The 24,352-nt window shown below is 62.9% G+C and carries 22 protein-coding genes, 1 tRNA gene and 1 other RNA gene; 4 read left to right on the top strand and 20 right to left on the bottom strand.

The features are described 5' to 3' along the window. Nucleotides 1–36 precede the first annotated feature (36 nt). Nucleotides 37–888 (top strand): HDOD domain-containing protein, encoded by an 852-nt coding sequence (locus L0962_RS15515; protein ID WP_234087380.1) that lies wholly within the window; start codon nt 37–39, stop codon nt 886–888. Between the two features lie 7 nt (nt 889–895). Here the strand turns inward: L0962_RS15515 and L0962_RS15510 are convergent, their stop codons facing one another. Next, nucleotides 896–2,818, bottom strand: a complete 1,923-nt coding sequence (locus L0962_RS15510; protein ID WP_234087379.1) for an ATP-binding cassette domain-containing protein — start codon at nt 2,816–2,818, stop codon at nt 896–898. A 61-nt stretch (nt 2,819–2,879) separates the two neighbouring features. Beyond that, nucleotides 2,880–4,922: a methyl-accepting chemotaxis protein gene (locus L0962_RS15505; RefSeq protein ID WP_234087378.1), complete on the bottom strand. Its 2,043-nt coding sequence runs from the start codon at nt 4,920–4,922 to the stop codon at nt 2,880–2,882. Nucleotides 4,923–5,017: 95 nt separating this feature from the next. Between L0962_RS15505 and L0962_RS15500 the strand changes: the two genes are divergently transcribed. The 3 genes from L0962_RS15500 (at nt 5,018) to L0962_RS15490 (ending at nt 6,252) form a co-directional block, all read left to right on the top strand. Then, nucleotides 5,018–5,092 (top strand) — tRNA-Arg (locus L0962_RS15500). Nucleotides 5,093–5,096: 4 nt separating this feature from the next. Next, complete coding sequence (locus L0962_RS15495; RefSeq protein ID WP_234087377.1) at nt 5,097–5,861, top strand: fused MFS/spermidine synthase; 765 nt, start codon at nt 5,097–5,099, stop codon at nt 5,859–5,861. 133 nt (nt 5,862–5,994) lie between these two features. After that, a complete protein-coding gene (locus tag L0962_RS15490; RefSeq protein WP_234087376.1) occupies nt 5,995–6,252 on the top strand; it encodes a hypothetical protein in 258 nt (85 codons plus the stop codon). A 75-nt stretch (nt 6,253–6,327) separates the two neighbouring features. Here L0962_RS15490 and L0962_RS15485 read toward each other — a convergent pair whose 3' ends face one another. The 18 genes from L0962_RS15485 to ffs all read right to left on the bottom strand — a co-directional run bounded on the left by L0962_RS15485 (nt 6,328) and on the right by ffs (nt 24,147). After that, nucleotides 6,328–7,128 carry an ABC transporter ATP-binding protein gene (locus L0962_RS15485; RefSeq protein WP_234087375.1) on the bottom strand — a complete coding sequence of 267 codons (801 nt, stop codon included), beginning with the start codon at nt 7,126–7,128 and terminating at the stop codon, nt 6,328–6,330. A gap of 10 nt (nt 7,129–7,138) precedes the next feature. Continuing rightward, nucleotides 7,139–8,074: a nitrate ABC transporter permease gene (gene ntrB, locus L0962_RS15480; protein WP_234087374.1), complete on the bottom strand. Its 936-nt coding sequence runs from the start codon at nt 8,072–8,074 to the stop codon at nt 7,139–7,141. A 25-nt stretch (nt 8,075–8,099) separates the two neighbouring features. Further along, a complete protein-coding gene (locus L0962_RS15475; protein WP_234087373.1) occupies nt 8,100–9,281 on the bottom strand; it encodes a CmpA/NrtA family ABC transporter substrate-binding protein in 1,182 nt (393 codons plus the stop codon). A gap of 402 nt (nt 9,282–9,683) precedes the next feature. After that, the gene (locus L0962_RS15470; protein ID WP_234087372.1) at nt 9,684–10,259 is read right to left on the bottom strand and encodes an ANTAR domain-containing response regulator; all 576 of its coding nucleotides are present in this window, start codon (nt 10,257–10,259) and stop codon (nt 9,684–9,686) included. An 8-nt stretch (nt 10,260–10,267) separates the two neighbouring features. Then, nucleotides 10,268–10,648: a sirohydrochlorin chelatase gene (locus L0962_RS15465; RefSeq protein WP_234087371.1), complete on the bottom strand. Its 381-nt coding sequence runs from the start codon at nt 10,646–10,648 to the stop codon at nt 10,268–10,270. Between the two features lie 103 nt (nt 10,649–10,751). Continuing rightward, entirely contained in the window at nt 10,752–11,063 is a 312-nt protein-coding gene (gene nirD / locus L0962_RS15460) for a nitrite reductase small subunit NirD (RefSeq protein WP_234087370.1), read from the bottom strand. A gap of 26 nt (nt 11,064–11,089) precedes the next feature. After that, nucleotides 11,090–13,558, bottom strand: coding sequence for a nitrite reductase large subunit NirB (nirB, locus tag L0962_RS15455; protein ID WP_234087369.1), 2,469 nt, complete (start codon nt 13,556–13,558; stop codon nt 11,090–11,092). A gap of 231 nt (nt 13,559–13,789) precedes the next feature. After that, nucleotides 13,790–14,779 carry a DNA-binding protein YbiB gene (gene ybiB, locus L0962_RS15450; protein WP_234087368.1) on the bottom strand — a complete coding sequence of 330 codons (990 nt, stop codon included), beginning with the start codon at nt 14,777–14,779 and terminating at the stop codon, nt 13,790–13,792. A gap of 18 nt (nt 14,780–14,797) precedes the next feature. After that, nucleotides 14,798–17,521: a nitrate reductase gene (locus L0962_RS15445; protein ID WP_234087367.1), complete on the bottom strand. Its 2,724-nt coding sequence runs from the start codon at nt 17,519–17,521 to the stop codon at nt 14,798–14,800. A 127-nt stretch (nt 17,522–17,648) separates the two neighbouring features. Next, nucleotides 17,649–18,077 (bottom strand): ClpXP protease specificity-enhancing factor, encoded by a 429-nt coding sequence (locus L0962_RS15440; RefSeq protein ID WP_234087366.1) that lies wholly within the window; start codon nt 18,075–18,077, stop codon nt 17,649–17,651. A 3-nt stretch (nt 18,078–18,080) separates the two neighbouring features. Continuing rightward, the gene (locus L0962_RS15435; RefSeq protein ID WP_234087365.1) at nt 18,081–18,677 is read right to left on the bottom strand and encodes a glutathione S-transferase N-terminal domain-containing protein; all 597 of its coding nucleotides are present in this window, start codon (nt 18,675–18,677) and stop codon (nt 18,081–18,083) included. An 82-nt stretch (nt 18,678–18,759) separates the two neighbouring features. Next, complete coding sequence (locus L0962_RS15430; protein WP_234087364.1) at nt 18,760–19,479, bottom strand: cytochrome c1; 720 nt, start codon at nt 19,477–19,479, stop codon at nt 18,760–18,762. 14 nt (nt 19,480–19,493) lie between these two features. Continuing rightward, nucleotides 19,494–20,795, bottom strand: coding sequence for a cytochrome b N-terminal domain-containing protein (locus tag L0962_RS15425; RefSeq protein WP_234087363.1), 1,302 nt, complete (start codon nt 20,793–20,795; stop codon nt 19,494–19,496). 1 nt (nt 20,796) lies between these two features. Next, nucleotides 20,797–21,393: a ubiquinol-cytochrome c reductase iron-sulfur subunit gene (gene petA, locus L0962_RS15420; RefSeq protein ID WP_234087362.1), complete on the bottom strand. Its 597-nt coding sequence runs from the start codon at nt 21,391–21,393 to the stop codon at nt 20,797–20,799. Nucleotides 21,394–21,480: 87 nt separating this feature from the next. Continuing rightward, complete coding sequence (recR, locus tag L0962_RS15415; protein ID WP_234087361.1) at nt 21,481–22,080, bottom strand: recombination mediator RecR; 600 nt, start codon at nt 22,078–22,080, stop codon at nt 21,481–21,483. Nucleotides 22,081–22,087: 7 nt separating this feature from the next. Continuing rightward, the gene (locus L0962_RS15410) at nt 22,088–22,411 is read right to left on the bottom strand and encodes a YbaB/EbfC family nucleoid-associated protein (protein WP_234087360.1); all 324 of its coding nucleotides are present in this window, start codon (nt 22,409–22,411) and stop codon (nt 22,088–22,090) included. A 12-nt stretch (nt 22,412–22,423) separates the two neighbouring features. After that, nucleotides 22,424–24,025 carry a DNA polymerase III subunit gamma/tau gene (gene dnaX / locus L0962_RS15405; RefSeq protein ID WP_234087359.1) on the bottom strand — a complete coding sequence of 534 codons (1,602 nt, stop codon included), beginning with the start codon at nt 24,023–24,025 and terminating at the stop codon, nt 22,424–22,426. Between the two features lie 23 nt (nt 24,026–24,048). Continuing rightward, an RNA gene (ffs, locus tag L0962_RS15400) (signal recognition particle sRNA small type) lies at nt 24,049–24,147 on the bottom strand. Between the last annotated feature and the right edge of the window lie 205 nt (nt 24,148–24,352).

Raw genomic sequence — 24,352 nt, 5'->3', positions numbered from 1 at the left:
GACAAAGCAATAAAACGCAGCGAGGACGACAAGACGATGATCGAACAAGCCCTGCCGAATCTCGGTGCCTGGGTTGCCCTGTTCGGCGAGAACACGCTGCCCATCCTGCGCGTCACCCGCCGTCGCCTTGACGAGATGCGCGCCGACCTGGACCGGGTGGATGCCCGCGAACTGGCCCGCGTCATCCTGCAAGATCCGATCATGACCGTCCGCGTGCTGGCCTACATCCAGCCCTTCCGTGGCCGCGCATTGCAACACGACATCACGACCATCGCCGGCGCCGTGATGATGTCGGGCATCACCCCCTTCTTCAATCGCTTCACCGAATTGCCGACGATCGAGGAAATGCTCCAGGGCCAGGACCGGCATGCCCTGCTCGGGGTGCTGCAGATCATCCGGCGCGCCCAGCGGGCAGCCGATTACGCTCAGGAATGGTCGATCTGGCGCCACGACATCAATATGGAAGAAGTGCGCATCGCTGCGCTGCTTCACGATCTCGCGGAAATTCTCGTCTGGTGCTTCGCGCCGAAACTCGGGCTGGACATTCATGCCCAACAGACCGCCAATCCGACCATGCGCAGCGCCGACGCGCAAATGACGACGCTCGGCCTGACCTTCCAGGACATCCAGCTCGAGCTGTGCAAGGAATGGCACTTGCCCGAACTGCTCGGCCGCCTGATCGACGACCACAACGGCGAGCAGGCGCGAGTCAAGAATGTTTCGCTGGCCGTCCGCCTGGCCCGGCATTCGGCGCACGGTTGGGACGACCCAGCCCTGCCGGACGATTACCGGGACATCGGCGAACTGCTCAACATCACGCCCGAGGCGGTTCGCCAGCGGCTGGGGCTGGAGCCCTTGCCGGGGCGCGACACGTCGGCCGACGAATAAGACCGGCTCAAGCGCCGCCGGCCCTCGCCTCCAACTGTTCCCAGCGTTCGAGCAAGGCCATCAGTTCATCGTCGATGGCAGCCAGACGCTCGGCCGAGCGCTGTGCCGCTTGCGGATTGTCCTGATACAGCGCGGGGTCCTCCAGCAACCGGGTCAACGTCGCCTGCTCGCCTTCCAGCGCGGCAATCCGCTCCGGCAATGACTCCAGTTCGCGCTGCTCCTTCCAGCTCAGCTTGTCGGTCTTGGCTTTCACCGCTTCGGCGGGCTTCGCCAGCGGCTTGGCCTCGCTCTTCGGCTTGTCGGCCGTGACCTTGGTCTGGCCCGCCTGGTAGTTGGCCCAGTCGCTGTAGCCGCCGGCGTATTCTTTCCAATGGCCATCGCCTTCGGCAGCGATGGTCTGGGTGACGACGTTGTCGAGGAAGGTCCGGTCGTGGCTGACCAGGAACAGCGTGCCGTCGTAGTCCTGGAGCAGTTGTTCGAGCAGTTCCAGGGTGTCGATGTCGAGATCGTTGGTCGGCTCGTCGAGCACCAGCACGTTGGCCGGCTTGGCGAACAGCCGGGCCAGCAGCAGCCGGTTGCGTTCGCCGCCGGAGAGCGAGCTGACCGGCGAGCGGGCGCGCTCCGGTGCGAACAGGAAGTCTTCGAGGTAACCGATGACGTGCTTGCGGGCGCCGCCGATCTCGACCCAGTCGGAGCCCGGCGAGATGACGTCGGCCAGGGTGGAATCCGGATTGAGCTGGGTGCGGAACTGGTCGAAGTAGGCGATTTCCATCTTCGTGCCCTGGCGCACGCTGCCGGCATCCGGCTGCAGTTCGCCGAGGATCAGCCGCAGCAGCGTCGTCTTGCCGGCGCCATTGGGACCGATCAGGCCGATCTTGTCGCCGCGCTGGATGCGTGCCGAGAAATCGGCCACGATCGCCCGTTGACCGTAAGATTTGACGACATGGTCGAGTTCGGCGACCAGTTTGCCGCTCTTGTCGCCGACTTCGAGCTGCAGGTTGACCTTGCCCATGCGCTCGCGCCGCGCCTGGCGCTCGGCGCGCAGGCGATCGAGCCGCTGGACGCGGAACACCGCGCGCGTGCGCCGCGCCTCGACGCCCTTGCGGATCCACACTTCCTCTTCCTTGAGCAGCTTGTCGGCGCGCGCGTTGGCCAGCGCCTCCTCGTGCAGCATCGCTTCCTTGCGCTGCTGGTACTGGCTGAAGTTGCCCGGAAAACTGGCCAGCTTGCCGCGGTCGAGCTCGACGATGCGGGTGCTGACCCGGTCGAGGAAGGAACGATCGTGGGTGATGAAGAGCAGGGTCACGCCGGATTCGATGAGCAGCGTTTCCAGCCATTCGATGGCGGCGATGTCGAGGTGGTTGGTCGGCTCGTCGAGCAGCAGCACTTCCGGCGCCACGGCCAGCGCCTGGGCCAGCGCCAGGCGCTTCTTCTGGCCGCCGGACAAGCTGCCGACCTGCGCTTCCGGATCGAGCCCGAAACGGGCGATGACCTTTTCCGCCTGCGCCTCGTAGGCCCAGGCGCCGCGCGCTTCCAGCTCGTGCTGCAGTGTATCCATACGCGCCAGCAGGGCATCGTGATCACCCTGCCCTTCGCCCAGGCTGTGCGACACCGCGTGATACTCGGCGAGCAGGGTCGACGTCTCGCCCATGCCGGAAATCACCGCTTCGAAGACCGAGTGCGCCGGATCGAAGGGCGGCTCCTGCGGCACATAGCCAACGCGGATGCCCGGTTGCACCCAGACTTCACCGTCGTCCAGCCGGCCTTTGCCGGAACCGGCGGCCATCGCCGCCAGCAACGACGATTTGCCGGTGCCGTTGCGGCCGATCAGGGCGACCCGCTCGCCGGGATCGAGCTGGAATTCCGCGTGATCGAGCAGGGGAACATGGCCGTAAGCCAGGCAGGCATCTGTGAGTTTGAGATAAGGCATAGCGTCAACGAAAGCGGCGCCCCGCAAGGCGCCGCGTTGGGAATGCCGGGATTTTAGCCGCTCAAGTCGTGAAGCGGGCAAGCTGTGCCTGCAGTTCGCCAGACAGACGTTGCAGATTCTGGGCCCGTTCGCTGTTGCGGACCGCCCGGCTGCTGCTGCCTTCGGCTGCCTGAACGATGGTCTCGACCAGGCGGGCAATTTCCTGGCTGGCCGCACTCTGCTCGCGGGTGCTGTCGGCAATGCCATGCACCACGGCCACCGTCTGCTGCGCCTGCTGGTCGATACTTTCCAGCGCCTCGCCCGCACCGCGCGCCATGTCCACGCTGCCGCCCATGTTGGCGCTGACCGTCTGCATGCGCGCCACGGCTCCGGCCGTTTCGTCGAGGATGGCATTGACCGTCGACGCGATCTCCTGCGTCGACAAGGACGTGCGTTCGGCCAGTTTGCGGACTTCGTCGGCAACCACCGCGAATCCGCGCCCCTGTTCGCCGGCGCGCGCCGCTTCGATCGCGGCATTGAGCGCCAGCAGGTTGGTCTGCTCGGCGATTTCGCGAATCACCCCGACCACGCTGGATATCTGCTTGGAACGCTCGCCGAGCGATTCGATCAATTGCGCCGAGGTACCGATATCGCCGGCCACCCGTTCCAGTTCGCCCATCGTTCGCGTTACCACTTGCCGACCTTCGTCGGTGATCGCCTTGGCCTGTTCGGAAATCTGTGCGGCATGCATCGCGTTGTCCGCCACCTGGGTGACGCTGACCGACAGTTCCTCGACCGATGCAGCGATGCCGGAAGCGGATTGCGCCGCCTGTTCCGAGCCCTGCATGGCCAGGCGGGCAGCTTCCTGCAATTCGTCGGCGGCCTTGCCGACTTGCGCCGAGGTTTCCGCAACGCCCCCGACCAGTTGCCGGATCGATGCGGCCATTTCATTGAAGGCGTGGCCGATCGCATGAACCTCGTTGTGACTGTCGGCCTCCGCATCGCGAACCGTCGCCCGCAGATCGCCCGAGGCGATGCGGCGCACTTCGCCGACCAGTTGCGTCAGCCCCTGCAGGCGGAACTTGATCAGCACGAAGATGAAGAGTGCCAGCAACAACGCGGCAAATACGCTGATGCCGACGAACAGGTTGCGCAGCGACTGGCTTTCCGCCAGATATTCGTCGACCCAGCTACCGGTTACCACCGTCCATCCCCAGCCGGTCGAGGTCGCCGCAACGACGAGCTTTTCACGCTCCCGCCCGTCGCTGTCGGGCATCGCATAACGGTAGGCGCCATCCTTCTTGACCAGCAGATCGCTGACCGACTTGCGGGCGCTGTCCGGCAGTTCGGCCTCGGCCACCGTACGGTCCTGGAATTTGGGATGCAGCACGAATTCGCCGATCGTCTTTTCATCGGTCGGCCGGACGATGTACACATAGCCCGTCTGCCCGGCAACCAGACTGCCGAACTGGCCGCGGATACGCTTCAGTTCATCTTCCAGCGAAATGCGCAACGAGTACGCCCCCCAGGCCTTTCCGGATTCGTCGCGAAGCAGGCGCACGGTACTGAAATTGTATTTGCCGGCGCGAATGGCCAGCCCCTGGTAGTCCTTGCCGGCCAGCACCGAGCGGGCAACCGGATCGCCGTCCGGCAGCGGCACACCGTGCATCGGCTTGCCGTCCTTGGCGCGCAGCAGCGTACTCAAGCGGTAGACCTTGCCCTCCTTGATGACCAGAAAGGCAGCCTCCTCACCGGTCAGGTTGCGGAAAGCGGCCAGTTGCCGTTCGTTGCCGTTGAGCACCTCGCCGCCCAGGCGAACCGCCGGCAAATCGACCTCGCCGGTACGCACCAGCTCATGCCCGAGCACCGGCCTGGCCCCCAGATACTTGATCAGGAAATCGGATTGCCGGCTACCGCGCTCACGAACCGCTTCGAACAGCGCATCGAGCGTTCCGGCCATCAAGCGGGCTTCGTGCTGCAGGTTGGCTTCCGCCATCGTCAGCGCCGCGGTCTCGGTCCGCTTCTGCACGATCAAGGCCATCGCCGCAAATACCACGACCAAGGCCCCGATGATGGCCAGGATCAATTGCATGGCGATCGGACGTCGCCTCATGAATGCGAACATTGGGGTCTCCTCCCGATTATTGGTTTTCGTGGCGGCCAATCTATCACAAGCCCGGCCTTGGCCGGTACAATGCGCGCCTGCCTTTTTCGCAGTCCGCCTCCATAGTTAAATGGATATAACACGCCCCTCCTAAGGGCGAATTGGTGGTTCGATTCCACCTGGGGGCGCCAGCGCATGAAAAAACACCGCAAACCACCTCGCCACCCCGTCGATATCAGCGAAGCCGACGGCATCCGCCAGCTGCATTTCGGCTCCGACTGGGTCCAGGGCGCGATGCGCATCGCCCGCCCGTGGTCGCTGGAGCTCGAATACACACGCGACATGATGGCCGGCCTGCTGCTGCGGTCGACCGCCGGCTGGCCGAAAAAAGCCCTGCTCGCCGGGCTCGGCGCGGGCTCGCTGGCCAAGTTCCTGTTCCGTCATTACCCGGGTTGCCGGATTACCGTGCTGGAGATCAATCCGCAGGTCGAATTCGTCGCCCGCCAGTATTTCCGCCTGCCGGACGATCCGCGGCTCGACGTCCGCATCGGCTGCGCCGCCGAATTCATGCTGGCCGGCGGCGAACGCTACGACCTGATCCTGTCCGACGCTTTCGACGACGACGGTCTGCCCGTCCTGCTCGACAGCGAAGGCTACTATCTGGCCTGTCGCGCCCGGCTGACCGACAGCGGGCTGTTCTGCGCCAACCTGTTGCGCGAAAAAGGCTTCGCCGCCAGCGTCGACCGCATCCGGCAAGCCTTCGACGGACACCATCTGGCGCTGCCGGCCTGCAGCAGCGGCAACACCATCCTGATCGGCCGTGGCGACGACGCCGTCGACCGCTCGCTGGCCGAGCTCGCCGCCAACGCCGATGCGTTGCGCCGTGCGACGCGACTCGATCTGCGCCCGCTGGTCCGCCGGCTGGCCAACGACCATCCCGACGGGCTACTGCGCTTCTGAGCGACCCGTTTGGCCTTCCCGGTCAAATCGGCTATAAAGGGGTTAACCCGGCACCGACAACAACGACAAGACGGGCATAACAACGACAACGCAAGTCCTTTACCAATCACTGATGGAGGAGCCCATGTTGTCCATGCAAGATCTTCTGGATTACTGCGATCTGGAGCACGGCGAAATCGAAGCCATCGCCGAACACGAGCACATTCCGATGGCCGTTGCGGCCGAAATGAGCGAAGTCCTGCTGTGCTCGCCGGAAGGCGTCTGCCAGCTGCATGCGATGATCATCGAGAACATGCAGCATGCGCTGGACGCCGGTCATTACGAACGCGTCCGGCAACTGGCGCAAACCTACCAGCACCTGCAGCGCCGGCACCCGATACCCGGCGCCTGAACCGGGAAACGCCGCCACACGGACAGCGTTTCCCCGGCGGCCTTTTCCGGATTTTCCCGACGTTGACCGCAGGAATCAGGCCGCCATCTTCTCGACGTGCGCCTGCTTCTCGTACAGGAACTCGAGCACCCTGGCGCGGCAGTCGATGTAGGCCGGATCGTGCGCCAGCACCAGTCGGTCGCGCGGCCGCGGCAAATTGACGTCGAGGATTTCGCCGATCGTCGCTGCCGGGCCGTTGGTCATCATCACGATGCGGTCAGACAGCAGGACGGCCTCGTCCACATCGTGCGTGACCATCACCACGGTCGACTGCGTCTTGTCGCAGATTTTCATCAGCTCGTCCTGCAGCTTGGCGCGGGTCAGCGCGTCGAGCGCGCCGAACGGCTCGTCCATCAACAGCACCTTGGGCTCCATCGACAGGGCGCGGGCAATGCCGACGCGCTGCTTCATGCCGCCGGAGATTTCGTGCGGATACTTGTACGCGGCATGGGCCAGCCCGACCATCTCGATCGCCGCCTGCGTGCGCGCCTTCAGCTTGGCCTTGCCCTCCTTGCCCGAGAACACCCGCTCGACGGCGAGGTAGATGTTCTCGAAACAGGTCAGCCAGGGCAGCAAGCTGTGGTTCTGGAAGACCACGGCGCGCTCCGGGCCCGGCCCGGCGATTTCGCGGCCATCGCAGATCAGAGCGCCGGTGGTCGGTTTGGTCAGCCCGGCGATCAGGTTGAGCAGCGTCGATTTGCCGCAGCCGGAATGGCCGATCAGGGCGACGAACTCGCCTTTCTTCAGGCTCAGGTCGATGTCGCGCAGGGCGATGAACTTGCCTTTTTTGGTGTCGAAGGTCTGGCCGACCTTCTCGATCTGGACGAATTTTTCCATGACGGGCTCCTCAGGCAGCTTCCTTGGTCAGTTTGCGGGCGAGCAGGATCAGCGCCTGTTCGAGAATCAGGCCGACGATGCCGATGATGAAGATGGCGATGATGATGTGTTCGACCTTCAGGTTGTTCCATTCGTCCCACACCCAGAAGCCGATACCGACGCCGCCGGTGAGCATTTCGGCAGCGACGATGACCAGCCAGGCGGTGCCGATCGACAGGCGGATGCCGGTCAGCATGTAAGGCAGTACGGCCGGGAACAGGATCTTGGTGATCACCTTCCATTCCGATAGCGCGAGCACGCGGGCGACGTTCAGGTAATCCTGCGGCACGCGCTGCACGCCGACCGCGGTATTGATGATCATCGGCCAGATCGAGCAGATGAAGATGGTCCACGTCGCTGCCGGGTCGGCCTTCTTGAACACCAGCAGGCCGATCGGCAGCCAGGCCAGCGGCGACACCGGACGCAGCAGGCTGATGATCGGGTTGAGCATGTCGGACAGGAACTTGAAGCGGCCGATCATGAAACCGAGCGGAATGCCGACCAGCGCCGCGATGCCGAAACCGATCCCGACCCGCTGCAACGACGACAGCACGTTCCAGCCGATGCCCTGGTCGTTCGGCCCGTTGTTGTAGAAAGGATCGGAAAACAGCACGACCGCTGCATCCCAGACCGTACCCGGCGACGGAATGGCGCCGCCGGACTGCGTGGCAACGTGCCAGATGCCGATCAGCAGGAACAGCCCGAGCACCGGCGGCAAGGCGCTGCGGAACAGGTTGCGCAAGGTTTCGGCAAACGGTGTCGCGGTTTCGCCGACAGCCGGCGCGCTGGATTTCTGCATGGTCTTGTCCTTGATCGAATCAGTGACCGGCTCGGCGAGCGCAGCCGGCGGCTTGCGGTCAACCGCCCCGGGGCCGGGAAAATCCTGGGTCAGCGTCAGGGTGTTCATCGTCTTTCTCTCCGCGAACCGGTGCTCAGACCTTGACCTTGAAACCGTCGGCGTACTTGGCCGGGTTGCTGCCGTCCCAGACGACGCCGTCGATCAGTTTGGACGTCCGCAGCGGACTCTTCGGCACGCTGACACCCAGCTTCGCCGCCGCCTGCGCGTAAAGCTCGGTCTGGTTGATCTTCTTGGCGACGCCGAGGTAGTCCGGGTGATCCTTGAGCAGGCCCCAGCGCTTGTGCTGGGTGAGGAACCACATGCCGTCGGAGAGGTAGGGATAGTTCACCGCACCGTCGTTGAAGAACTTCATGTGGTTCGGATCGTCCCAGGTCTTGCCCAGGCCGTTCTGGTAGCGGCCGAGGATGCGCTGGTTGATGGCATCGACGCTGGTATTGACGTAAGCCTTCTGGGCGATGACCTCGGCCATCTTCATCTTGTTGCTGATGCTGGCGTCGATCCAGTGGCTGGCCTCAAGCACCGCCATGATCACCGCGCGGCAGGTGTTCGGGTTCTTCTGGACGAATTCGGCGGTACAGCCGAGGATCTTTTCCGGATGATCCTTCCAGACATCCTGCGAGGTCGCCGCCGAAATGCCGATGCCGTCCATGATCGCGCGATGGTTCCAGGGTTCGCCGACGGAAAAGCCGTCCATGTTGCCGACGCGCATGTTGGCGACCATCTGCGGCGGCGGCACGACGATGGATTTGACGTCCTTGAGCGGGTTGACCCCGGCCGAAGCGAGCCAGTAGTAGAGCCACATCGCATGCGTGCCGGTCGGGAAGGTCTGGGCGAAGGTGTATTCGCGCGGCTCCTTCTTCATCAGTGCGACCAGCCCGTTGAGGTCGGTCGCCCCCTTGTCGGCCAGCGCCTTTGACAAGGTCAGGCCCTGGCCGTTGTTGTTGATCGTCATCAGGTTGGCCATGTCCTTCTTCGGCCCGCCGATGCCCATGTGCACGCCGTAGATCAGGCCGTAGAGCACGTGCGCCATGTCCAGCTCGCCATTGACCAGCTTGTCGCGGACACCGGCCCAGGAGGCTTCCTTGGTCGGGACGATCTTGATGCCGTACTTCTCGTCGAACTTGTTGACCGCCGCCATGACGACGGAGGCGCAATCGGTCAGCGGAATGAAGCCGATGCGGACTTCCTTCTTTTCGGGGGCGTCCGAACCGGCAGCCCAGGCTGCACTACGGACGCCGGGGGGAACCATGGACATGAGGGATGCTCCCAGGGCGGCGGTGACGAAATCGCGACGCTTGGTCGAGACCGGAGATGCTTCAGGGGCTGCGACAGCCGGTTTCTTATCTTCCATTGCGACTACTCCAGATGGCGAGAAAACAAAAAAGGCGTCACATCCAGGCCGCACGGGGCAGCGAGGATGGACGCCATTGTCCTGATAAACCGGAACACCCGGTTTTGTGCCCGGCCGCCTTTGACCGTGCGATGCAAGGATTAACGCAACGCCCGTGCCAGCTTTCGACCGGCCGGCCCAGCCGGCTGATTCACAAGGGTTTTCTCGGATTTTCGGGATTTTCCCGCGTCGACCGCAGGCCTCGAGGCGCACTGTTGCAGTGCAACAGGCGGTGCTTCCGCACAAGGAACGGGAACGCGCGTCAGCTCAGAGCAGGACCCGGGCCATGTCGATGACGTCGCGCGCCACCCGGGCCATGTTCTGGCCGCGCTCCATCGCCAGCTTGCGCATCGCGTGGTAGGCGGCCTCTTCGTCCAGGCCGCGCGCCTTCATCAGGATGCCCTTGGCCTTGTCGACCAACTTGCGGTCGGACAGCTTGCGCGAGATTTCCGCGAGCTCGCGGCGCAGCGCCAGCGTGTCCTCGAAACGGGCCCGGGCGACATCGACGATGGGCTTGATCCGCTTCGGGTCCAGCCCATCGACGATATAGGCCGATACGCCGGCCTTGAGCGCGTCGCGGATCGAGTCCTGGCCGTCCTCCTGGGTAAAGATGACGACCGGCCGCGGCATGGCCTGGTTGAGCACGGCGAGATTCTCCAGCGTATCGCGGCTGGGACTTTCGGTATCGATCAGGATGACGTCCGGCTGCAGCTTCTCGACTTCACCGCTGAGATTGGCCGAGTCGGCCAGGATCGCCGCGACCTGGTAACCGGCGAGCGCCAGCCCCGAGCAGATTTCGGCAGCCCGGCTGCGGGACTCATCGATGACCAGAACGCGCAACATGCCGATTTTCAAGCAAGCGTTGCGCCAGTCCGGCAGAGTGCCGCCTCGGCCATCGCGGCAATCACGCCATCGTCCTCGCCGATCGCGCGATCGAGCAGGAATTCGACATCCGGCCAGGTCGACCGCAAGCTTTCGACCAGCGCCGGCAATTCCTTTTTCAGGTGGCCGCCCTGGGCGATGAACATCGGCTGCACCACGATGCGGCGCGCACCGCCGGCGATCAGCCCGGCGGCGCAGGCGCGCAGGTCCGGTGTCATGAATTCGAGAAAGGCCAGGTCGACGGCAAGCGCCGGTGCGCGCTCGCGGATGGCGGACTGGATACGGCGGATCGGCGCCGCCCATTCGGGATCGCGGGCGCCGTGGGCGAACAGGATGATGGCAGTGGTCATGATGGCAACTGTAGCGGAAAGCGGCGGCAGCGGCTGTCCGCCGAAAGGCGTATTGACAGCCGCCGCGACAAATCGTGCGCCGCCATTCCGTGGAATTTTCCGGTCAACAGGCCAGCCAGACGTCGCCCTGTTCGACCTTCACCGAGAAGCGCTCGCAGTGGCCGACATCCGGCGCCACCACTTGGCCGCTGTCCAGTTCGATGTTCCAGCCATGCAGCGGACAGGCCACGCGCTTGCCATGCACCAAGCCCTGCGACAACGGCCCGCCCTTGTGCGGACATTTGTCGTGCAGCGCAAATACCTCGTCGTCGGCGGTGCGGAAGATAGCGATGTCGCCGCCCTTTTCCGGGCGGACGATGCGCGAACCCAGCGGGGGAATGTCGTCCAGCTTGCAGATCAATGTCCAATGGCTCATGTCGGTTTCCTCGTTTTTCCGGGTTTTCACGCGTCGACCGCGATCGGGATGAACTGCTTCTTCGCTTCGCCCTCGCGGCTGGTCTGCCACGGGTCGCGGGCATTTTTCAGCGAATCGAGCAGTCGACCGTGCAAGGCCTTGCGCTTCTCGTCATCATCGACCACCTGCCCCTTGACGTAGTCGAGGCCGACCCGTTCGAGCCAGTGGCAGGTGCGTTCGAGATACCAGCCTTCCTCGCGGTAAAGCTGCAGGAAGGCGCCGGCGTATTCCATGACCTCCTCGTCGGACTTGACCTTGCAAAGGAACTGCGCGACCTCGGTCTTGATACCGCCGTTGCCGCCAACATAGAGCTCGTAGCCGGAATCGACGCCGATCACGCCGACATCCTTGATGCCAGCCTCGGCGCAGTTGCGCGGGCAGCCGGAGACGGCCAATTTGACCTTGTGCGGCGCGTACATGTCGAACAGCATCTTCTCCAGCTTGACGCCCATGTCCATCGCCAGCTGCGTGCCGAAGCGGCAATGCTCGGCGCCGACGCAGGTCTTCACCGTGCGGATGGACTTGCCGTAGGCGTGACCGGAGACCATGCCGGCGGCGTTGAGGTCGGCCCAGACGCCGGGCAGGTCCTCCTTCTTGATGCCCAGCAGGTCGATGCGCTGGCCGCCGGTGACCTTGACCGTCGGCACCTGGTACTTCTCGGCGACGTCGGCGATGGCGCGCAGTTCGTTCGGCGTCGTCAGACCGCCCCACATGCGCGGCACCACCGAGTAGGTGCCGTCCTTCTGAATGTTGGCGTGCGAGCGTTCGTTGATCAGCCGCGACTGCGGATCGTCCTTGGCTTCGTGCGGCCAGGTCGAGATCAGGTAGTAGTTGATCGCCGGCCGGCATTTTTCGCAGCCATTTGCGGTCGACCAGCCCAGTTCGGCAAAAACCGCTTCCTTGGTCGTCAGCCGACGCTCGCGGATCGCCGCGCGGACGGCCTGATGCGAGTGCTCACTACAGGTGCAGATCGGCTTCTTGTCGGACGCGGCCGGCGTGTAGGCGCCGCCGATGGTCGAAGCAAGGATCTGCTCGACCAGCCCCGAACATGAGCCGCAGGAAGACGCCGCCTTGGTGTGTTTCTTGACCTCGTCGAGCGAGAACAGCCCCTGTTCCTTGATTGCCTTGACGATGGTGCCCTTGCACACGCCATTGCAACCGCAGACCTCGGCTTCGTCCGGCATCGATGCGGCGCGGCTTTCGCCCTGGTGGCCCGCATCACCAACCAGGGACTGCCCAAAAATCAGTTGATCCCGGATGTCGTGGATGTCGCGCTCGTCCTTGATCAGCTGGAAATACCACGGTCCTTCGCTGGTGTCGCCGTAGAGCACGGCGCCGACCAGTTTGTCCTGACGCAGTACCAGCCGCTTGTAGACGCCGCCGGCCGGGTCGTTGAGCACGATGTCGTCGGTCCCCTCGCCGCCCATGAAGTCGCCGGCCGAAAACAGGTCGATGCCGGTCACCTTCAACTTGGTCGAGGTCACCGAACCGGTGTAGCGGCCGATGCCGTAGCCGGCCAGGTGATTGGCGGCGACCTTGGCCTGCTCGAACAGCGGCGCCACCAGGCCGTAGGCGATGCCGCGATGGCTGACGCATTCGCCGACCGCGTAGATCTTCGGGTCGTAGGTCTGCATCGTGTCGTTAACCACGATGCCGCGGTTGCAGTAGATGCCGGACTGCTCGGCCAGCGCGTAGTTCGGGCGGATACCGGCGGCCATCACCACGAGGTCGGCCGGAATCTGCATGCCGTCCTTGAAACGCACCGCGGCGACCCGACCGCGCTCGCCCTGGATCAGCGCTTCGGTCTGCTTCTGCAGCAGGAATTTCAGGCCCTTGGCTTCGAGCGACTGCTGCAGCATGCGGCCGGCCGTCTCGTCGAGCTGGCGCTCCAGCAACCACGGGCCGATATGCACGACGGTCACGTCCATGCCACGCAGTTTCAGGCCGTTGGCCGCTTCCAGCCCGAGCAGGCCACCACCGATCACCACCGCGTGCTTGTGTTGCGTGGCGGCGGCGATCATCTCGTCGGTGTCCTTGATGTCACGGTAACCGATCACGCCGGGCAGGTCGTTGCCGGGAATCGGCAGCATGAAGGGCGTCGAGCCGGTGGCGATCAGCAGGCGGTCGTAGGGGACTTCGCTGCCGTCATCGGCGACCACCTTGCGGGCGACGCGGTCGATCTTCACGACCTGCTTGCCGGTGTGCAGCGTGATGCCGTGCTGCCGGTACCAGTCGTATTCGTTGAGGATGATGTCGGAAACCGTCATCTCGCCGGCCAGCACCGGCGACAGCAGGATGCGGTTGTAGTTGGGATGCGGCTCGGCGCCGAAGATCGTGATGTCGTAACGATCCGGCGCGATTTTCAGCAGTTCCTCGACGGTACGGACACCGGCCATGCCGTTGCCGATCAGGACCAGACGAGGTTTGACAGCGGGGGGAACGGGGATAGTGCTCATGCGAATGGCTCCAAGACGTTGCGCGCACCTCGCGGTGCAATCTGTTTCAGCGCATGACGTCTTTGCCATCGGACCGTCCCCGTTGACGGTCGAATCGCTGTTGCTGGCAATCCTGTTGCAATCGGCGTGCCACCGATGCACCACATTGATTTTTATCGATTTTCCGGCGTCGACCGCAAAACTGCCGCACCAATCCCGTGCATCGTTCGCCGGAACGGTGCGGCGCCGCCCTCAGTTGCCGCCGACCAGCAGACCGGTCGCCTCGACGGCCACGATGGCCTTGGCCTGATTGACATCCTCGGCATAGCCGCTGGCGTGCAGCAGGCAGGCCAGCTGGTTGGCGATCGGCTTGGGCAACGGCACCTGCTTGTCGAGCACACGGCGGATCCAGTTTGCCGTGGACAGCGCATCGGTCGCCTCCGGCAAGTTAGGCAAGGTGCGCAGGCTTTCGTGTTCGGCCTCGAACAGGGTTTCGCTCTGCCCGTCGCGCAGGTATTCGAGCCGCGGCCGACGTTTCGGATTGGCATAAGGTTCGCCCTCCGTACCGCGCAGCAGCAGGCCGCGCTGCCCCCGGGCGAGCAGGATGTTGCGCATCAGGTCGAGGAAATCGGGATGCGTGGCGGGCGCCACCATCACCGCATCGCCGCGGAACGGGTTGAGCAGCTTGACCAGGCTGTGCGCACTGTTGCGCAGGCCGAGCCGGCTGCGCAGCGACAGCAGGTTGTGAATGCCCGGGCACAGCGCGGTCAGCGGCACGAAGGCCAGGCCTTTCTGTTCGAGCGCGAGCTGCGCCTGGGTCACCGTGGTCAGCGGCATGATGCCGAGTTCGCGGAAGATCAGGCCGGTGGTCACTCGGCCGTAGCCTTCGAGCAGGCCGTGGATCAGCACCGGTACACCGAAACGCTGCAGCAGCAGGGCCAGCAGTGGCGTCAGGTTGGCTTCCTTGCGAGCGCCGTTGTAGGTCGGCAGGATCACCGGCCGGACACGGCCGTGCGGCATGTCGAGATGATGCGTGCGTTCGTCGATGGCTTCCAGGAAACCCAGCATCTCGTCCAGCGACTCGCCTTTGACGCGCAGGCCAAGGATGATCGCGCCCAGTTCGAGATCGGGAACGCCGCCGTCGAGCATCGCTCCGTAGAGCTGGCGGGCATCCTGCAGGCTGAGATCGCGAGCCCCCTGGGCTCCGCGGCCGATCTCCTTGATGTAGTTGGCGTAACTCACAGGCTCCTCCCCTCGCGACTACGCGGCCGCGGGTTGTTGTGCATTGCATGCGGCCGCCAGCCGCCGGATTTCCGGCAGGCAGCCGCCGCAGAAGGTACCGCATTTCAAGCCGTCCTGCAGCGCCGCCAGATCGGCGCCGCCGGCCAGTGCGTCGCGAATCTGCACGTCGCTAACGTCGGCGCACTTGCAGACGATGTGGCGTGCGACGGCGGCCATCGGAGCCCGACGGCTCGGGGCCAGGGCATAGCGCAACAGGGCCGCGTCGAGTTCATCTTCGGCCATCGCTCCGCGCAGCCAGTCCAGAGCCGCCGTTTCGCCCGACAGCCGGACGGCTTCGAGACGACCGTCGACCGTCATCGCCTTTTTGGCGATCCGCCGCGCATTATCGACAAAGGCGATCGCCCCTCGCTCGCCGCTCAGGCCGAACAGCGCATCCAGCGCAGCCAGGGTTTCAGCGTTCGGCGCCTCGGCAAGCGCCGCGCGGAAAACGACCAGCGCGTTGCGTCGACCGTACAAGCCGACCGTCGCATAGGGAAAATCGTCCAGCTGGCGACGTACCGCCGCCAGCAAGGCCAGCGCCTCGTCGCGGTCGGCACAGCGCCGGATCAGCGCCAGCGGCCAGTCGAGCGCCAGCCGTTCGACCTGTACCGCGGCGTGCTTGAGTTCCGGCTGCATCGAGTAGGGATCGACGGCATCCGAAACCACCGCATTGGCGCCCGGCGAATTCATGAAGCGGCTGCCCCAGTGCATCGGCGTCCACAGGCAGCCCTGGCGCAATGCGGCATCCTCGGCGACACGCACGGCAAACGCGCCGCGCAGGCCGGAAACCCGGGCGATGTCACCGTCGCGCAAACCACGCTCGTGCATGTCGTCGGCGTGCATGCCGAGCAGGGGTTCGTCTTCCAGGTTGAACAGGCGCGGCACCAGCCCGGTCCGCGTCATGCCGTGCCAGTGATCGCGCATGCGGCCGGAAATCAGGCTGAGCGGACGGTCGACCGCAAGACTGTCGGCCGTCGGCCGGAACTCGACCGGCACGAAGCGGGCGCGGCCGTCGGCCGTCGGGAAACGCCCGTCTTCGTACAAGCGTTCGGCGCCGTGGCTGGCGCCCGCCGGAAACGGCCATTGCTGCGGCCCCCGGCTTTCCAGAATGGCGTAGTCGAGCCCGCCGATGTCGAGATCGCGGCCGATGGTGGTCGCCCGATGTTCATCGAAAATTTCTGCGGTCGACGTGTAGGGAAAGCGTTTTTCCGCATCCTCGTGCCCCAGGGCGCGCCCCAGTCGATGCGCGAAATCGACGGCGATGCGCCAGTCGTCCCGCGCCTCGCCGGACGGCGCCAGCGCCGGAAAGACACGGGTGATGCAGCGCTCGGAGTTGGTCACCGTCCCCTGCTTCTCGCTCCAGGCGGTGGCCGGCAGCAGCAGATCGGCAAAGGCCGCGGTGTCGGTGTCGGCAAAAGCCTCCTGGACGACGACGAATTCGGCCGCAGCCAGCGCTTCACGCACCAGCCTTTGGTTAGGCAGCGAATGTGCGGGATTCGTGCAGGCGATCCAGACGGCCTTGATCTCGCCGGTTTTCAGCGCCTGGAACAGGTCGACCGCAGCCTTGCCCGGTTTCGCCGGCACTTCCGGAACGCCCCACAGCTGGGCAACTTCCGCACGATGCACGGGATCGGCCAGATCGCGGTGCGCCGACAGCAGGTTGGCCAGTCCGCCGACTTCGCGACCGCCCATGGCATTCGGCTGGCCGGTCAGGGAAAAGGGCCCGGCGCCGGGCTTGCCGATCTGGCCGGTGGCCAGATGCAGATGGATCAACGCGACGTTGTTGTCGGTCCCATGCACGGACTGATTCAGCCCTTGGCAGTAGAGCGACAGGGCCGGCCCGCTATCGGCGAACCAGCGTGCCGCCTGGACGATATCGCCGACCGGCACACCGCACAGCTCGGCGGCGACGGCCGGCGGATAGGCGGCGACGATTCGTTCGAGCGCGTCGAAGCCCTCGGTGTGGCGGGCAACATACGCCCGATCAACCTGGTTTTCGGCCAGCAGCACGTGCAGCATTGCGTTGAACAGCGCCACGTCGCTGCCCGGCCGGATGGCCAAGTGCAAGTCGGCGATCGCCGCCGTTTCGCTGCGCCGTGGGTCGACGACGACGATTTTCATCTCTGGATTCGCCGCCCGGGCATCTTCGATCTGACGAAAGACGATGGGATGGGCGACCGCCGGATTGGCCCCGGCAATCAACAGGCTGCCCGCCAGGGCGATGTCGCGGTAGGTGCACGGCGGCGCATCGGCACCCAACGTACGCTTGTAACCGGCGACCGCCGACGACATACACAGACGCGAATTGGTATCGACGTTATTGGTGCCGACCAGCCCCTTGGCCAGCTTGTTGAATACGTAGTAGTCCTCGGTCATCAACTGGCCGGAAATGTAGAAGGCGACCGCATCCGGACCGTGCCGCCGAATGATCTCGGCAAAGCGTTCGGCCGCCATGTCGAGTGCCCGGGACCAATCGATCCGCTCTGCCGGGGCATTCCTGTCGCGCCGCCAGGCCGGGTAGCGCAGACGTTGCTCGCCGACCAGCGTTTGATCCAGCGAGGCTCCCTTGGTACACAAGCGACCGCCGTTGGCAGGGTGCGCCGGATCGCCGCGGACGCCAAGAATCTTTTCGCCGTCGGTACGGATCAGTACGCCGCAGCCGACGCCGCAATAGCAACAGGTGGATTTGACTTCACGGTCCATGATTTTCCTTCCGGACGGCATTCAGCAACAGCTATGCCAACGTGGAGAATCATGGCTTTACCAAGAAAAAAGGGAAATTCGCCTGGCAAATTTCCCTTTTTTGGTGCGTAGACCGCAGGCAGCGTCCCTATTTGATGCGCTGCAGTTTCGGACGACCGCCTTCGGGGCGCGGCGGAGGCTCATCCGGCCCCTTGTCGTCGACCGCCGGCACTTCCTCGGCATCGCCCACGCCGCCTTCGTCTTCCTCGATCTCGAACGCCATGCCTGCGCCGTTTTCGCGGGCATAGATCGCCGACACGCGCGTGATCGGCACCGACAACTGTCGGGCCACGCCGCCGAAACGCGCCTGGAATTCGATCAGTTCGTTGCCCATCTGCAACTTGTTGGTGGCATCCGGACCGACGTTGAGGACGATCTGGCCATCCTTGACGAACTCCCGCGGCACCAGCGTACGGGCATCGACCTGGACGGCGATGTAGGGGGTATAGCCGTTATCGCAACACCACTCCCACAGGGCGCGCAGCAGATACGGCTTGGTCGAGGGCAGTTGCTCCATCGCTTACTTGCGCATTGCCTTTTCTGACGGGGTCAACGCGTCGATGAAACCCTGACGGCTGAAGATGCGCTCGGCGTACTTCATCAGCGGCGCCGCCGCCTTGCCAAGATCAATGCCATAGTGGTCGAGACGCCACAGCAGCGGCGCGATGGCCACGTCGAGCATGGAAAACTCATCGCCAAGCATGAACTTCTGCTTGTTGAAGATCGGCACGATCTCGGTCAGGCGCGCCTTGATTTCCTGACGCGCCTTGTCGGCGGTCTTGCCATTCTTTTCCAGAATTTCCATGTGCGCGAAGATTTCGCGCTCCATGCCGATCAGCAGCTGACGGGCACGCGCACGCATGATCGGATCAGCCGGCATCAGCTGCGGATGCGGGAAGCGCTCGTCGATATACTCGTTGATGATGTTCGGTTCGAACAGCACCAGATCGCGCTCGGCCAGCACCGGCACCCGGCCGTGCGGATTGACGGCAGCCATTTCGTCGGCCTTGGAGAACAGGTCGACGTCGATCACCTGAAAATCCATGCCCTTCTCGTACAGGACGATACGGCAACGGTGGCTGAAGGGGCAGGTCGTGCCCGAGTAGAGGTTCATCATGTTTAGCAACCCTCAAAATGAGATTCGGCACCGGGGGCCGGCCGAAGCCAAACCCGCGATGCCGGCAACCGATCCTCAGGGATCAGTGAATGTCTTTCCAGTATTCCTTTTTCAAGGCATAGGCGACCACGAACAGGACAGCCAGGAAGGCCAGCACGAAGAAGCCCAGCGTGCGGCGGAACTCCTGTTGCGGCTCGGCCATCCAGACCATGAAGCCAACCAGGTCGGAAACTGCCTTGTCGTACTCGGCCGGCGACAGCTTGCCCGGGACTTCCAGCTCCAGCTTGTGCGTCTCGTGATTGAGTACTTGCGTGCCCTGAAGTTCCCACAGGATGTGCGGCATGCCGACATTTTCGAACACCACGTTGTTCCAGCCGGTCGGACGCTTGTCATCGCGGTAGAAAGAACGCAAATAGGTGTAGAGCCAGTCGGCACCGGCACCCGGCGCACCCGCTTCGCCACGGGCACGAACGATGATGCTCAGATCCGGCGGCGTAGCACCGAACCACTTCTTCTGCTCGTCGGCACGGGCGGCGATACCCATCAGGTCGCCGATCTTGTCGGAGGTGAACATCAGGTTGTCCTTGACCTGCTGCTCGGTCAGACCGAGATCGAGCAGATTCTTGTAGCGGACATACGACGCACCATGACAGTTCATGCAGTAGTTCACGAACAGTTTGGCACCGTTTTGCAGGGCCGGCTTGTCCTTCACCGAGCCCGGCCAGGTGTCGAGGTGGACGTTGCCGCCGCTGGCCAGGGCGACGAGCGGAGCGAAAAGCAATGCAATCAGGATTTTTTTCATGATGTTGTCCATCCTCACTTCATCGTCACACGGTCGGGGACCGGCTTGAACTTGTCCATGCGGGACCACCAGGGCATGGCCAGGAAGAAGGCAAAGTAGAAGACCGTGCAAACCTGGGAAATCTTTTCACCCCAGTAGGAAGGCGACTGGGTGCCCAGATAGCCGAGGATGAAGAAGCAGATCACGAAGACGGTAATCATCACCTTGGTAATCGGACCACGGTAGCGGATCGAACGCACTGGCGCGCGGTCCAGCCACGGCAGGAAGGCGAAGATCACGACCGAAGCCCCCATGGCGACGACGCCCCAGAACTTGGCATCGAGACCGAAGAAGTTCCAGACCATGGCCCGCAGGATCGAGTAGAACGGCGTGAAGTACCAGACCGGTGCAATGTGCGGCGGGGTCTTCAGCGGATCGGCCGGGTAGAAGTTCGGCGTTTCCAGGAAGTAGCCACCACCTTCCGGGGCAAAGAACAAGACCGCGGAGAAGGCCATCAGGAAGACGACAACGCCGACGATGTCCTTGACCGTGTAGTAGGGATGGAACGGAATGCCATCCAGCGGGATGCCGTGTTCGTCCTTCTTTTCCTTGATGTCAATGCCGTCCGGGTTGTTCGAGCCGGTTTCGTGCAGCGCCAGGATATGTGCAGCTACCAGGCCCAGCAGGATCAGCGGGAAGGCGATCACGTGGAAAGAGAAGAAACGGTTCAGCGTGGCATCGCCGACGACGAAATCGCCGCGGATGATGAGCGACAGATCGTTACCGATAACCGGAATGGCACCGAACAGGTTGACGATGACCTGAGCGCCCCAGTAGGACATCTGCCCCCAAGGCAGCAAGTAACCGAAGAAGGCTTCACCCATCAGCACCAGGAAGATGCCGACGCCGAACAGCCAGGTCAGTTCGCGAGGCTTGCGGTAGGAACCGTAAATCAGACCGCGGAACATGTGCAGGTAGACGACGATGAAGAAGGCAGAAGCGCCGGTCGAGTGCATGTAACGGATGATCCAGCCACCCGCCACATCGCGCATGATGTACTCGACCGAGGCAAAGGCCACCGGCACGCCATTGGCGTTCAGGGCAGCATCGGGCTTGTAGTGCATGACCAGGAAGATGCCGGTGACGATCTGGATGACCAGAACCAGCAAGGCCAGCGAGCCGAAGAAATACCAGAAGTTGAAGTTCTTCGGTGCATAGTACTCGGACAAGTGCCCCTTCCACATCGAAGTGGCGGGGAAGCGGGCATCGACCCATTCCAGCAGATTGCCGGCCAGGGAGCCATCGGACTTGTACTTTTCGAAATTTCCACCAGCCATGTCATGCCCCCTTCTTGTCATCGCCGATCAGGATGCGCGTATCGGACAGATACACGTGCGGCGGAACTTCCAGATTGGTCGGAGCCGGCTTGGCCTTGAACACGCGACCGGCGAAATCGAAAGTCGAACCGTGGCAGGGGCAGAGGAAGCCCCCCAGCCAGTCACCTGCCATGCCTTCTTCGGAGCCGTGCTTGAACTTCTGCGAAGGCGAGCAGCCGAGGTGGGTACAGATACCGACCACGACCATGATTTCCGGTTTGATCGAGCGCGTATCATTGCGCGCATATTCCGGTTGCTGGTTTTTCTCGGACTTCGGGTCGGCAACGGCGTCGTTGAGCTTGGGCAGCGTGTCCAGCATTTCCTTGGTGCGATTGATGATCCACACCGGCTTGCCGCGCCACTCGACGGTCATCATCTGACCGGCTTCGAGCTTGCTGATATCGGCTTCGACCGGTGCACCTGCTGCTTTGGCACGTTCGGACGGAAGCAAACTGGAGACGAACGGAACGAGCGCGCCTAACGCACCCACTCCGCCCACGGCCGCGGTTGCGACAACCAGACGGCGCCGTCCGCAGTCCACTTTTCCTTGATTGCTCATAACGCTGACCCCTAAAGGAATTGGATGGGAGTTGAAAAAACAAACACTAAATTATACGCTCAAGGGAACCTCGCTTCAAAGCCGATGTCAGTCTTCGAATCGTTTTCTTTCCCGCAGCGCCTGAGCCAACGTCCCACTGTCGACGTATTCCAACTCCCCGCCGACGGGCACCCCGCGAGCAATACGCGTCACTCCGATACCGTGTGGTTTCAGCATTGCCGTGATGTAGTGCGCCGTCGCCTCGCCTTCGTTGGTGTAATTGGTTGCCAGGATCACCTCCCGGACTGCGCCGTCCATTGCGCGCGCCAGCAGACGCTCCAGGCCGAGTTGTCGGGCGCCAACACCGTCCAGAGGGGAAATCTTTCCCATCAGGACATAGTAGAGCCCCCGATAGGCAAGTGTCTGCTCCATCATGTTCATGTCGACTGGAGTCTCCACGACACAGAGCAGGGAATGATCCCGCTTGTCGGAAGAACAGCGTTCGCAGACATCCAGCTCGGAAAAAGTGTTGCAGCGCTGACAATGGCGGATTGCCGTCAGCGCATGCTGAATGGCATCGCTCAGTCGCGACGCACCACTCCGGTCGTGCTGCAGAAGATGGTAAGCCAGACGCTGCGCGGATTTCGGCCCGATACCGGGCAAACAACGCAGCGCCTGAATCAAGGCCTCGAGGCCGGACGGATTCACAGGACTTTCAGAACGGCAGCTTGAATCCGGGAGGCAAGTTCAAACCAGACGTGAACCCGGCCATTTTTTCCTGGGAAACCGCCTCTCCCTTACGCACGGCGTCGTTGAATGCCGCTGCCACGAGATCTTCAAGCATCTCTTTGTCGTCCAGCACAGATGGATCAATTGCCACCCGGCGGACCTCGTGCGAGCAGGTCATCGTAATCTTGACCATCCCCGCGCCCGACTGCCCTTCAACCTCGGTCAGGGCCAACTGCTCCTGCGCCTTGCGCATGCTTTCCTGCATCATCTGGGCCTGCTTCATCAGGCCGCCCAAACCGCCCTTCATCATCGTCAATCTCCGTCAAGCAATGGGTTTAATGGAAGAATCCAGGATTGAGGCACCGAGAATATCCTGTGCCTCGCGAACAAATTCATCATCGAGTATCGCCGCTTCGGCATCGGCCTGAATGGCCTGCTTCTGCCGGCCGGTAATCTGCGCCGGCGTATCGCCGGAAACTTCGCCGACCTCGATTTTCAATTGAACCTGCCGTCCCAGATACTCTCCGAGGGCCTGGTGCAATTTATCCAGGGCGGGTTTCATCTGCAGATGCGCTTTGCCTGGAGCCAGACGTAGCAGGCAAGCGCCCTCATCGAGCTTCAGCAGTTCGCAGTTGGTCGCCAGTTCCCGCGCCAGTCCGCTGACTGACAAACGATCAATCAGGCTACTCCAATCTTCATGCCGCAGCCCTTCCTTAGGCAGACTAACCGCAGCGACCTTTGCCACCTCTTCCCCCGAAGAAACAGGAGGAGCACTAGCAAGAGGTGCCGAAACCGCCTTTAGCGACCCAATCCGGGCAAGTTGTACCAGTTCCCCAACCTTTTGCGGACGGAAGGCGTGAAGGCGCAGCAGCGTCATCACAAAACCAGCGTATTCATCGGGCGCTAGCGGAAGTTCCTGTCGCCCAACCGTGACGATCTGGTAAGCCAATTGAATGAACTCTGGATGAAATGCCGCAGCAAGTGCAAGCAGGCGGCTTTTTTCCGGATCTTCATCGTCGACCGCAGCAGGGGCACTCTGTACGATCTGCATACGGACGAGCAAGGCAGCCAAGTCCTGCAGAGCGGCACCAAAAGACAGGCTCCTGACCGAAAGAGCCGCAGCAACACCCAGCAGTGCAGCGGCATTTCCTTCCTGCAATGCCTCCAGTATCTCGTACAGGTGATCCTGATCAAGGCTGCCCAGCATGGCGCGGACTTGAGGCTCGTCCACCCGGCCCGCACCATGCGCGATTGCCTGGTCGAGCAGAGAGAGCGAATCGCGCATGCTGCCGGCTGCCGAACGGGCGATCAGTGACAGCGCCGGGATATCGTAAGGAATCCCTTCTGCCTGCAGAATCGCCGCGAGATGGGAGGAAATCGCTGGCGCGGGCATCTGTTTCAGATTGAATTGCAGACAGCGCGACAAGACCGTGACCGGAATCTTCTGCGGATCGGTCGTTGCAAGAATGAACTTCACATGCTCGGGAGGCTCTTCCAAGGTTTTCAACATTGCATTGAATGCCGACGTGGAAAGCATGTGAACTTCGTCGATCACGTAGACCTTGAACCGCCCGCGAGTCGGTGCATAGACCGCATTTTCCAGCAACTGCCGCATCTCATCGACACGGGTATTGGTCGCCGCATCGACCTCAAGCAGATCGACAAAGCGCCCCGCATCAATCTCTTGGCAAGCGGAACACTGACCACAGGGAGTTGCGGTGATTCCCGACTCACAGTTCAACGACTTGGCAAGGATGCGCGCAATAGTCGTCTTGCCAACACCACGAGTGCCGGTGAACAAATAAGCATGATGCAGGCGCTTCTCGGTTAACGCATGAGTCAAAGCACGTACGACGTGCTCTTGTCCGACAAGTGTCGAGAAATTGCGCGGCCGCCATTTGCGCGCAAGCACCTGATAACTCATGCGCCGAAACCTCGAAAAATGAAAATGGCGAGCCTAACCCCCGGCACTTGCAGTTAATGGCTGTGGCTGCTTCCTTCCGGACCTGACCAGGTTCACCATCCTGCAATGCGGGGAGACCCGCCGACGCAGATTCTAGCACAGCAGCGCCTCGGCCGGGTTTGGTTACAGCAAAAACGGGCAGTTACGGATGAGCGATCAGGGCAGTATTTTTGAGTAGACGCACGGAGGCCCGTTACGTATTTGTAACGGGCCTCGAGTGTTATGGGGAGCCTGGCGGTGACCTACTTTCGCGAGCGGAAGCTCACTATCATTGGCGCGTTGCTGTTT

The sequence above is a fragment of the Azonexus sp. R2A61 genome, from assembly GCF_021401135.1.
Classification (GTDB): Bacteria; Pseudomonadota; Gammaproteobacteria; order Burkholderiales; family Rhodocyclaceae; genus Azonexus.
This window is presented reverse-complemented; position numbering and strand designations above follow the sequence as displayed.

Bases quoted from the DNA above. Each gene is read 5' to 3' on its own strand.
- L0962_RS15440 (WP_234087366.1), bottom strand. From the start codon at position 18,077: ATGGAGCAACTGCCCTCGACCAAGCCGTATCTGCTGCGCGCCCTGTGG.
- dnaX (WP_234087359.1), bottom strand. From the start codon at position 24,025: ATGAGTTATCAGGTGCTTGCGCGCAAATGGCGGCCGCGCAATTTCTCG.
- L0962_RS15505 (WP_234087378.1), bottom strand. From the start codon at position 4,922: ATGTTCGCATTCATGAGGCGACGTCCGATCGCCATGCAATTGATCCTG.
- L0962_RS15430 (WP_234087364.1), bottom strand. From the start codon at position 19,479: ATGAAAAAAATCCTGATTGCATTGCTTTTCGCTCCGCTCGTCGCCCTG.
- L0962_RS15465 (WP_234087371.1), bottom strand. From the start codon at position 10,648: ATGACCACTGCCATCATCCTGTTCGCCCACGGCGCCCGCGATCCCGAA.
- L0962_RS15470 (WP_234087372.1), bottom strand. From the start codon at position 10,259: ATGTTGCGCGTTCTGGTCATCGATGAGTCCCGCAGCCGGGCTGCCGAA.
- L0962_RS15475 (WP_234087373.1), bottom strand. From the start codon at position 9,281: ATGTCCATGGTTCCCCCCGGCGTCCGTAGTGCAGCCTGGGCTGCCGGT.
- L0962_RS15425 (WP_234087363.1), bottom strand. From the start codon at position 20,795: ATGGCTGGTGGAAATTTCGAAAAGTACAAGTCCGATGGCTCCCTGGCC.
- L0962_RS15515 (WP_234087380.1), top strand. From the start codon at position 37: ATGATCGAACAAGCCCTGCCGAATCTCGGTGCCTGGGTTGCCCTGTTC.
- ntrB (WP_234087374.1), bottom strand. From the start codon at position 8,074: ATGAACACCCTGACGCTGACCCAGGATTTTCCCGGCCCCGGGGCGGTT.
- L0962_RS15510 (WP_234087379.1), bottom strand. From the start codon at position 2,818: ATGCCTTATCTCAAACTCACAGATGCCTGCCTGGCTTACGGCCATGTT.
- nirD (WP_234087370.1), bottom strand. From the start codon at position 11,063: ATGAGCCATTGGACATTGATCTGCAAGCTGGACGACATTCCCCCGCTG.
- petA (WP_234087362.1), bottom strand. From the start codon at position 21,393: ATGAGCAATCAAGGAAAAGTGGACTGCGGACGGCGCCGTCTGGTTGTC.
- L0962_RS15410 (WP_234087360.1), bottom strand. From the start codon at position 22,411: ATGATGAAGGGCGGTTTGGGCGGCCTGATGAAGCAGGCCCAGATGATG.
- L0962_RS15495 (WP_234087377.1), top strand. From the start codon at position 5,097: ATGAAAAAACACCGCAAACCACCTCGCCACCCCGTCGATATCAGCGAA.
- L0962_RS15490 (WP_234087376.1), top strand. From the start codon at position 5,995: ATGCAAGATCTTCTGGATTACTGCGATCTGGAGCACGGCGAAATCGAA.
- L0962_RS15445 (WP_234087367.1), bottom strand. From the start codon at position 17,521: ATGGACCGTGAAGTCAAATCCACCTGTTGCTATTGCGGCGTCGGCTGC.
- L0962_RS15485 (WP_234087375.1), bottom strand. From the start codon at position 7,128: ATGGAAAAATTCGTCCAGATCGAGAAGGTCGGCCAGACCTTCGACACC.
- nirB (WP_234087369.1), bottom strand. From the start codon at position 13,558: ATGAGCACTATCCCCGTTCCCCCCGCTGTCAAACCTCGTCTGGTCCTG.
- L0962_RS15435 (WP_234087365.1), bottom strand. From the start codon at position 18,677: ATGATGAACCTCTACTCGGGCACGACCTGCCCCTTCAGCCACCGTTGC.